Origin of the sequence: Streptomyces sp. NPDC029216 (assembly GCF_040648015.1) — a bacterium.
Classification (GTDB): domain Bacteria; phylum Actinomycetota; class Actinomycetes; order Streptomycetales; family Streptomycetaceae; genus Streptomyces.
In genome coordinates this window covers 151,404-160,488 of the sequence record NZ_JBEZWL010000003.1, presented here as the reverse complement: position 1 = coordinate 160,488, position 9,085 = coordinate 151,404, and the positions used below count along the sequence as shown (strand labels likewise).

Sequence of the window (9,085 nt, the reverse complement as noted above, 5' to 3'; positions counted from 1 at the left end):
TGCACGACCTGGCCTCTGTACGTGAAGCCACCGAACGGCTGCTGAATCAGCGAATTTCCAGCCCCGCCGGTGTTCGAGGCGTGGGGGTCTCTGGGGGCGGAGCCCAAACCGTTTACCAGGTCCGGGGCCGGGCCCCATAGGATTGGGCCCGAAACTACACACTCACCACCCCCAGAGGATCGCCGCATGCCTGGCATCACGCGCGAGGAGGTCGCCCACCTCGCTCGGCTGGCACGTCTGGAGCTGAAGAGCGAAGAGCTCGACCACTTCGCAGGACAGCTCGACGACATCATCGGCGCGGTCGCCCGCGTTTCCGAGGTCGCCGACCAAGACGTCCCGCCGACCTCCCACCCGCTCCCGCTGACGAACGTCATGCGCGCGGACGAGGTCCGTCCCTCGCTCACCCCCGAGCAGGCGCTTTCCGGCGCTCCCGCCCAGGAGCAGCAGCGTTTCAAGGTGCCGCAGATCCTGGGGGAGGACTAATCACCATGGCTGACACGAACATCATCAAGCTGACGGCCGCCCAGACCGCCGAGAAGATCGCCTCCGGCGAGCTCACGGCCGTCGAGGTCACCGAGGCCCACCTCGCCCGCATCGACGCGACCGACGAGAAGGTCAACGCCTTCCTCCACGTCGACCGCGAGGGCGCCCTCGCGCAGGCCCGTGCCGTCGACGCCAAGCGCGCCGCGGGCGAGAAGCTCGGCCCGCTGGCCGGCGTCCCGCTCGCCCTGAAGGACATCTTCACCACGGTCGGCGTTCCGACCACCGTCGGTTCGAAGATCCTCGAAGGCTGGATCCCGCCCTACGACGCCACCCTGACGCGCAAGCTCAAGGAAGCCGACGTCGTCATCCTCGGCAAGACCAACATGGACGAGTTCGCCATGGGGTCCTCCACCGAGAACAGCGCGTACGGCGCCACCGGCAACCCCTGGGACCTGACCAAGATCCCCGGCGGCTCCGGCGGCGGCTCCGCGGCCGCCCTGGCCGCCTTCCAGGCCCCGCTCGCCATCGGCACGGACACCGGCGGCTCCATCCGCCAGCCCGCCGCCGTCACCGGTACCGTCGGCGTGAAGCCCACCTACGGCGGCGTCTCCCGCTACGGCATGGTGGCCTTCTCCTCCTCCCTCGACCAGGGCGGCCCGTGCGCCCGTACGGTCCTGGACGCGGCCCTCCTCCACGAGGTCATCGCCGGCCACGACCCGCTCGACTCCACCTCCATCGACGCCCCGGTCCCGCCGGTCGTCGAGGCCGCCCGCAACGGCTCCGTCGCCGGCATGCGCGTCGGTGTGGTCAAGCAGTTCCGCGGCGAGGGCTTCCAGGCCGGCGTCACCCAGCGCTTCGACGAGTCGGTGGAGCTCCTCAAGGAGCTCGGCGCCGAGGTCGTCGAGGTGGACTGCCCGTCCTTCGACCTCGCCATGGCCGCGTACTACCTGATCGCGCCGTCCGAGGCCTCCTCCAACCTGGCCCGCTTCGACGCCATGCGCTACGGCCTGCGCGTCGGCGACGACGGCACCAAGTCCGCCGAGGACGTCACCGCCCTGACCCGCGAAGCCGGCTTCGGCGACGAGGTCAAGCGCCGCATCATCCTCGGCACGTACGCGCTCAGCTCCGGCTACTACGACGCGTACTACGGCTCCGCCCAGAAGGTCCGCACGCTCATCACGAAGGACTTCGAGAAGGCCTTCGAGCAGGTCGACGTGATCGTCTCCCCGACGACCCCGACCACCGCCTTCGCCATCGGTGAGCGCACCGACGACCCGCTGGCGATGTACCTCGCTGACATTTGCACCATCCCGACCAACCTGGCCGGCAACTCCGCCATGTCGCTCCCCTGCGGCCTGGCCCCGGAGGACGGCCTGCCGGTCGGTCTGCAGATCATCGCCCCGGCGATGAAGGACGACCGTCTGTACAAGGTCGGCGCGGCCGTCGAGGCCGCCTTCGTCGAGCGCTGGGGCCACCCGCTGCTTGAGGAGGCTCCGTCGCTGTGAGTTCGAGTGCGCTGTCCAAGGCCAAGGGCTTCAAGAAGTCGAAGGCCGGGACCTACCTGTCGATGGGCACCACCGCCTTCGGTGCCATCAGCGTGATCAAGCAGGCCCGCAAGGCCCGCACCGAGCACGACACGCTGCAGCTCGTCGACGCCGTCGTGTCCGCCGCCGCCATCGTCACCGGCCTCGCGATCCTGTACCGCGAGCTGAAGCGCCTGGGCGACGACGACGTCCTGCTGGGCTGAGAGGGAAAGTTTCACCGTGACCACCTTCACCGAACTGCTGTCGTACGAAGACGCCCTCGCGTCGTACGACCCCGTCATGGGCCTTGAGGTCCATGTCGAGCTCGGCACCAAGACCAAGATGTTCTGCGGCTGTTCCACCGAGCTGGGCGCCGAGCCCAACTCGCAGACCTGCCCGACCTGCCTGGGTCTCCCCGGCTCGCTCCCGGTCGTCAACGCGATCGGCGTCGAGTCCGCCGTCAAGATCGGTCTCGCGCTGAACTGCGAGATCGCCGAGTGGTGCCGCTTCGCCCGGAAGAACTACTTCTATCCGGACATGCCGAAGAACTTCCAGACCTCCCAGTACGACGAGCCCATCGCCTTCAACGGCTACCTGGACGTCCAGCTGGAGGACGGCGAGATCTTCCGCGTGGAGATCGAGCGCGCCCACATGGAGGAGGACACCGGCAAGTCGCTGCACGTCGGCGGCGCCACCGGCCGTATCCACGGCGCGTCCCACTCCCTGCTGGACTACAACCGCGCCGGCATCCCGCTCATCGAGATCGTCACCAAGCCGATCGAGGGCGCGGGCGAGCGGGCCCCCGAGGTCGCCAAGGCGTACGTGGCCGAGCTCCGCGAGGTCATCAAGGCCCTCGGCGTCTCCGAGGCCCGGATGGACAAGGGCCAGATGCGCTGCGACGTGAACCTGTCGCTGCGCCCGAACGGGACGAAGGAATTCGGCACCCGCTCGGAGACGAAGAACGTCAACTCGCTGCGCTCCGTCGAGCGCGCGGCCCGCTTCGAGATCCAGCGCCACGCGGCGGTGCTCTCGTCGGGCGGCTCGATCGTGCAGGAGACCCGGCACTTCCACGAGGAGGACGGCTCCACCACGGCCGGCCGCATCAAGGACAACGCCGAGGACTACCGGTACTTCCCCGAGCCGGACCTGGTCCCCGTCGCCCCGGCCCGCGCCTGGGTCGAGGAGCTGCGCGCCGCCCTCCCGGAGATGCCGCGCCTGCGCCGCAACCGCCTCCGCGAGGAGTGGGGCGTCAGCGAGCACGACATGCAGTCCATCCTCAACGCGGGCGCGGTGGACTCCATCGTCGCCACGATCGAGGAGGGCGCCGACTCGGCCGCCGCCCGCAAGTGGTGGATGGGCGAGCTCGCCCGCAACGCCAACGAGCAGGGCGTCTCGGTCGACGAGCTGCCGATCACCCCGGCCCAGGTGGCCCGGATCGCGGCCCTGGTCGCGGCCGGCGACCTGAACGACAAGCTGGCCCGCCAGGTCATCGAGGGCGTCCTCGCCGGCGAGGGCACCCCGGACGAGGTCGTCGAGAAGCGCGGCCTGAAGGTCGTCTCGGACGAGGGCGCGCTCGGCGCGGCCGTGGACGAGGCCATCGCGGGCAACGCGGCCATCGCCGACAAGATCCGCGGCGGCAAGATCGCCGCCGTCGGCGCCCTGGTCGGCGCGGTCATGAAGACCACCCGCGGCCAGGCCGACGCGGCCCGCGTCAAGGAACTCATCCTGGAGAAGCTCGGCGTCTCCGAGTAGTTCCGGACGGCTGTGAGCACGGCGGCCCGTACCGATCGACCCGATCGGTACGGGCCGCCTCTTCTGTGTCTTCTGTGCGGAGGGGGAACGGGGTGGAGATCGGGGCGATGGTCATCGCCGTCGTGGGTGTCGCGGGGACCCTGGGCGGGGCGCTGCTCACGCAGCGGGGCGCGGAGCGGGCCAAGCGGCGGGAGATAGACCTCGTACGCGCTCACGAGGAGGTACGGGAGAACCTGGCGCTGCGGCGCGCCTGCTACACGGCCCTCAACCGGGACTCCCGGCAGTTCACCACCGCCCTCAACCGCCACCTGCACGTCATGCGGGAGGGCGGGGCCGGCGACGCGGACCGCGAGGCGCTCGACGCGGCGAAGTCCGCGCACCGGGACACGTACTCCGAGGCGCAGATGATCGCCCCGGACGCGGTGCTGGGCCCCGCGACCGATGTCAACCACGCCCTGAACCTGGTCTACGGGCAGGTCAAGCGCCTGGAACGGGACGCCCCCGAGGCGGGCGAGACGATGGCGACGGTCTCCCGGGCCCAGCAGGAGATCTGGGTCCTGCTCCGGGAGATGCGGGCGGCCATGCGGGCGGACCTCGGGGTGTCGTCGTCCGACTGAAGGGGTGGGCTCAGCGGGTGGTGCTGCCGACGAAGGCGGCCCAGGTGGTGGGCGTGACCGTCAGGACGGGGCCGTCGGCGACCTTGGAGTCCCGGACGTGCACGGCGGCGGGGTGGGCGGCCACCTCGACGCAAGCTCCACCGGCGTCGCTGCTGTAGCTCGACTTCCGCCAGTTGTAGGCGACTTCGACGCAGTCGCCGCCCGCGTCGCTGCTGTAACTCGACTTGAACCAGGCCAGTTGGTGCGTCATGACTCTCCTAGCAGGTCGTCCAGCAGGCTCTTGCTGTCCTCAATCGAGAGCGCCTGCGAACGCAGCATCCCATATTTGAGATGGAGGAGATGGACCTCGTCGGGGTCGTCCTGGAGGAAGCTCACGTGCTGGCCTTCCAGGTAGCCGAGTTGGTCGTGGTCGGGGGTTTCCAGGAGGATCATGGGGCCGGCGAGGCCCGCGTGGGTTTCGCGGTCGGTGCGGATGATCTGGAGCCCTACGAAGGGGAGTTCGGACATCGTGCGCAGGTGGCGTAGCTGCCCCCGCAGGACCTCCCGGCCGCCGATGGGGCGCTCCAGTACGGACTGTTCGATGATGAAGTGCATCACCGGCGGCTGCGGCTTGCGCTGGAAGAGCTTCTGTCGGGCGATACGGTCATCCGTCTGCTGGGCGATCTGGTCGGCGGGCATCGGCGGGTAGAAGTTGGCGAATACCGCCGCCGCGTACTCCGGGGTCTGGAGTAGGCCGGGAATGGCCGCGTTCTCGTACCAGAGCAGGCTCAGGGCCTCCTCCTCGTGCTCCATGTACTCCCGCGCGAAAGCCGGATATCGCTCGCGGCGCGGGACCGCGGCCGCCGCGTTGAGTACGGCCCCCTTCGCGTCGAGGTGGGGCTCCAGGACTTGGGCCATCTTCACGGACAGCGGCCGGCGGCCCTGTTCCACGGAGGCGATGGACTCCACGTCGCAGTGGGCCAGTTCGGCCAGCTTGGCCTGGGTGAGTCCGGAGAGTTTGCGCTGATGGGCCAGCAGGACGCCGACGACCTTCCAAGAGGCGTTGCGCTGGGGCCTGTTGCGTTGGGGCATGCCGGACACTTTCCCCTCTTGCGGCCCCGCTGACTCGCGAACCGCACGTACGCCACCCGTACAAAACCCTTGTACGGGCGACTTCTGTAGCGATCGTTACGGAATCTGTGTATCGTTCAATCCGTAACGACCGCTACAGAAATGCCGAGGGGGACTGCCATGTCCGTCATCACGACCGCCACCGCCGCCTACGCCCGTACCGTCCGCAAGGAGAGCGGCGGCCCCGGCCTGCTGCTGGCCCATGGCGGCGGCGGTGCCGTCGAGAGCAACTTCGGGGTGATCCTCGATGAACTGGCGGCCGGGCACAGCGTCGTCGGCGTCGACTACCCCGGGACCGGGGGGACCCCGAAGGCGGACGAGCCGCTCCGGCTGGACGAGCTGGCCGATCAGCTGGTGGCCGCCGCCGATGCCGAGGGGCTGGAGACGTTCGCCGTGCTCGGGTACTCCCTCGGGGGGAACGTGGCGCTGAGGATCGCCGCCCGGTACCCCGAGCGGGTCACTGCGCTGGTGCTCACGGCCACCTTCGTCCGCGCAGGGAACCGGCTGAAGCTGGTCGGCGACCTGTGGTCGGGGCTGGCGGCGCGCGGGGAGAACGACCTGCTGGCGCGGCTGGTGGTGCCGCTGGCGGTGAACCCGGCGGTGCTGGAGGGGCTGACCCCGGAGCAGGCCGAGGAGGTGGTGCGGGCGACCGCCGCGGGCATCCCGGCGGGCGCGGGCGATCACGTCGAGCTGATCAAGGGGGCCGATCTGAGCGCGGAGGCCGCCGGGGTCTCCGTACCGACCCTGGTGATCGCGACCACCGAGGACCGGCTCGTGCCCCTGGAGCTCCAGCGCGAGCTGGCCGAGGCCGTGCCGGGCGCCCGGTACGCGGAGCTGCCCACCGGGCACCTCCCCTTCGCCGAGCGTCCGGCCGAATGGGCCGCGCTGATCACGGAGTTCCTCAGCGAGCAGCGGCAGGCCGGCTGAGGAAGGCCAGGCGCGCGGGCTTGGCCGGGAGGTAGACCTCCGGGAGGTCGATCTCCGGGAGCTCCACCTCCGGGCCGAGCTCGAAGCCGGTGCGCTCCAGGAGGGCGATGGCCTTGGCGTTGCGGGCGTCGGGTTCGCCGACGATCCGCTGCGCGCCCGCGTCGGTGAACAGGTAGGTCAGGAAGGCCTCCACCAGGGCCCCCGTGAACCCGCGCCGGGCCGCGCCGCCGCTGGGGCCGAGCAGCAGGTGCACGCCGACGTCCCCGGGCTGGACCTCGTAGCACTCGCTGACCCGGTCCTCGGCGCAGTCGTAGGTCTGGAAGAGCGCGACCTGCTCCCCGTCGAGGCTGACCATGAACGCGTGGTGGGTGGTGCGGCGGTCCACGTCCTCGTAGATCTCCTGCACCAGCTCGCGGCCGGCCTCGCCCATGCCCCAGAAACGGGCCCGCTCCTCGGTGACCCAGCTGTGGATCAGCGCGGCGTCGGCGGCGGGGTCGACGGGGGTGAAGGAGACGGTGCCGAACCCCTCGACGGGGTGGGTGTAGACGGGGGTGCGGGTCATGAGGGTTCCTTGGTGAGACGGGCCCAGTCGGTGACGACCGGTACGAGTTCGCAGCGCGCCCAGAGCGGGAGCTGGTCGCGGTGGTGGGGGGAGCCGGTGACGCCGTCCGCGCCGAGCGGGACCGCCCAGAGGCTGTTCTCCCGGTCGGCCAGGTCCCATACGTAGCGGGCCGCCGAGGCGCGGGCGACGGTGTCGGTGACGCCCGGGACGGAGGAGGTGGCGTTGACGCAGTCGTGGTCGCCGCCCAGGCCGGGCCATACGGCGTCCGGGTCCGGGACGGCCTGCCACGGCGTCAGGCGGTGGGTGTCCGACCAGGCGGCCTCGGGGGCTGCGTCCGCCGCCGTCTCCTCCAGGGCGGCGCGGACGTGCGCCGCGCGGTCCAGTCCGGGCAGGAGGGGCGTGGTCAGCAGGCCTTCGAGGGCGTAGCCGACCCGGGGGAGCAGGTACAGCCAGGGGTGGAACACCTCCGGGCCGCCGGGGGCGCCGGCCAGGTCCGCGAAGACGGGGTCGGCCGCGAGACGGCGTACGACGGCCGTACGGAAGGCCGCGAAGGCGGCGGCGTCTGTGCTGTCCGCCTCCATGTGCCGGTTCCAGGCCAGCAGCCGGTCGCGGAGCCGGGCTGCGGCGGGGGAGAGGGCGTCGGGGCCGGGTAGCAGCGCGAGCAGCGGCGCGGCGGAGGCCAGGTAGGTGTCGCGGTGGACCTCGGCCATCGCCTTCGGTGACCAGTCGGCCGCGCCGCTGAGCAGGGCGCGGATCCGGTCGGCGCGGTGCGGGGGCGCGAACTCCACGCCGAGGGGGGAGGCGATGCCGCGCGCGTTCGCCATGACGGCGAAGCCCCGCACCGGCTCGACGGGGGTCTCGGCCCAGCCCCGCCAGGCGTGGCGGGCGTCCCAGGCGGGCACCGGGCGCAGCCGGTTCGCGGCCTCGCGCAGCGGGACGGCGCCGGCGACGCGGTGCAGCAGGCCGCCCGCCGTGTCGGCGGCGTGCACGACGTTGACGGGCTCGGCCCAGCCGTCGAGGGCGCGGTCGACGTCGGCGACGGTGCGGGCGCGCAGCAGGGCGGGGAGCACGGCGAACCCGAGGTCGGCGCGGACGCGGGGCGGGTAGCGCAGGGAGAGGGTGTCGCAGCCGTCGTTGACGATCACCGGGCCGCGGGCGGTCTCCAGGACCTCGACCTCGACGTCCCCGCCGCCGGCCACGGTGATGGTCTCGGTGTGGCGGGCGACCGGCTCCCACGCGCCGTCGGGGCCCAGCGCCTCGACCCCGTAGGCCGCGGGGCGCAGCCGCTCGGTGTAGAGGTCCTGGTAGTCGGCCATGGCGTTGGTGATGGCCCAGGCGACGGATCCGGTGTGGCCGAAGTGGGCCAGGCCCGGGACGCCGGGGACGGCCAGGCCGAGGACGTCGTACTCCGGGCAGGCCAGGCGGATCTGCTGGTAGACGCCGGGGTCCTCGATGAAGCGGTGCGGGTCGCCCGCGATGATCGCCGCGCCGGTGGCGGTGCGGTCGCCCGGAACCAGCCAGCCGTTGCTGCCGGCGGTGCCGGGGCCGTCGGTCGCGAAGAGGGTGGCGGCCCCGTCGCCGAGGGCGCGGGCGACGCGCTCGCGCCAGAGCTTGGTGGCGAAGCCCGCGAAGAGGATGTGGGTGCCGATCCAGATCGAGAGCGGGACCCACGGCTCCCAGGGGGCGGGGGTGTGGCCGGCGGCCGCGAAACGGCCGTCGCGGGCCGCGCCCTCGGCCAGGCCCGCGTTGACCCCGTCGACGTAGGCGCCGACCCAGGCCGCCGTGTCCGGGTCCAGGGCCTCGAAGCACCGGCGGGCGGTGTCGTCGAGACGGGCCTGGCGGGCGAAGCGGTCCCAGGGGACGCAGTCGGCCCCGAGGAACGCGGCGCTGGAGCCCTGGGCGCGGTGCCGTTCGACCTCCAGCTGCCAGGCCCGGTCCCGGGCGGTGATCCGGCCCTGGGCGTAGGAGAGGCGGAGCGGGTCGGACGCGCGCAGGTGCGGGATGCCCCAGCTGTCGCGGTAGACCTCGTAGGCCTCGGTGGTCACAGCGCTCACGCTCTTCCCCCAGTATCTTAGGTTAGGCTGGCCTAACTATAAGGGGGTCTGGGGAGA

At 71.7% G+C, this 9,085-nt stretch carries 10 protein-coding genes; 6 read left to right on the top strand and 4 right to left on the bottom strand.

The annotated features are described in order from the left end of the window. The first annotated feature begins 186 nt into the window (after positions 1–186). The 5 genes from gatC (at position 187) to AB0F18_RS02495 (ending at position 4,375) form a co-directional block, all read left to right on the top strand. Positions 187–483 (top strand): Asp-tRNA(Asn)/Glu-tRNA(Gln) amidotransferase subunit GatC, encoded by a 297-nt coding sequence (gene gatC / locus AB0F18_RS02515; RefSeq protein ID WP_007266718.1) that lies wholly within the window; start codon positions 187–189, stop codon positions 481–483. Then, entirely contained in the window at positions 483–1,988 is a 1,506-nt protein-coding gene (gatA, locus tag AB0F18_RS02510) for an Asp-tRNA(Asn)/Glu-tRNA(Gln) amidotransferase subunit GatA (protein WP_362053985.1), read from the top strand. The genes gatC and gatA overlap by 1 nt, the downstream gene beginning before the upstream one ends. 62 nt (positions 1,989–2,050) lie before the next feature. After that, entirely contained in the window at positions 2,051–2,230 is a 180-nt protein-coding gene (locus AB0F18_RS02505) for a hypothetical protein (RefSeq protein WP_358813821.1), read from the top strand. 16 nt (positions 2,231–2,246) lie between these two features. Then, complete coding sequence (gene gatB / locus AB0F18_RS02500; protein WP_362053953.1) at positions 2,247–3,758, top strand: Asp-tRNA(Asn)/Glu-tRNA(Gln) amidotransferase subunit GatB; 1,512 nt, start codon at positions 2,247–2,249, stop codon at positions 3,756–3,758. Between the two features lie 92 nt (positions 3,759–3,850). After that, on the top strand, positions 3,851–4,375 hold the full coding sequence (locus AB0F18_RS02495) for a hypothetical protein (RefSeq protein WP_362053951.1): 525 nt from the start codon (positions 3,851–3,853) through the stop codon (positions 4,373–4,375). A 10-nt stretch (positions 4,376–4,385) separates the two neighbouring features. Here AB0F18_RS02495 and AB0F18_RS02490 read toward each other — a convergent pair whose 3' ends face one another. Next, positions 4,386–4,625: a DUF397 domain-containing protein gene (locus AB0F18_RS02490; protein WP_362053948.1), complete on the bottom strand. Its 240-nt coding sequence runs from the start codon at positions 4,623–4,625 to the stop codon at positions 4,386–4,388. Next, entirely contained in the window at positions 4,622–5,446 is an 825-nt protein-coding gene (locus AB0F18_RS02485; protein ID WP_362053945.1) for a helix-turn-helix transcriptional regulator, read from the bottom strand. The genes AB0F18_RS02490 and AB0F18_RS02485 overlap by 4 nt, the downstream gene beginning before the upstream one ends. Before the next feature lie 159 nt (positions 5,447–5,605). Between AB0F18_RS02485 and AB0F18_RS02480 the strand changes: the two genes are divergently transcribed. Beyond that, on the top strand, positions 5,606–6,412 hold the full coding sequence (locus AB0F18_RS02480) for an alpha/beta fold hydrolase (RefSeq protein ID WP_362053942.1): 807 nt from the start codon (positions 5,606–5,608) through the stop codon (positions 6,410–6,412). Here the strand turns inward: AB0F18_RS02480 and AB0F18_RS02475 are convergent. Then, on the bottom strand, positions 6,387–6,974 hold the full coding sequence (locus tag AB0F18_RS02475) for a GNAT family N-acetyltransferase (protein WP_362053939.1): 588 nt from the start codon (positions 6,972–6,974) through the stop codon (positions 6,387–6,389). The genes AB0F18_RS02480 and AB0F18_RS02475 overlap by 26 nt on opposite strands. Continuing rightward, positions 6,971–9,019, bottom strand: coding sequence for a penicillin acylase family protein (locus tag AB0F18_RS02470; RefSeq protein WP_362053982.1), 2,049 nt, complete (start codon positions 9,017–9,019; stop codon positions 6,971–6,973). Before AB0F18_RS02470 ends, AB0F18_RS02475 begins: the two co-directional genes overlap by 4 nt. Positions 9,020–9,085 lie beyond the last annotated feature (66 nt).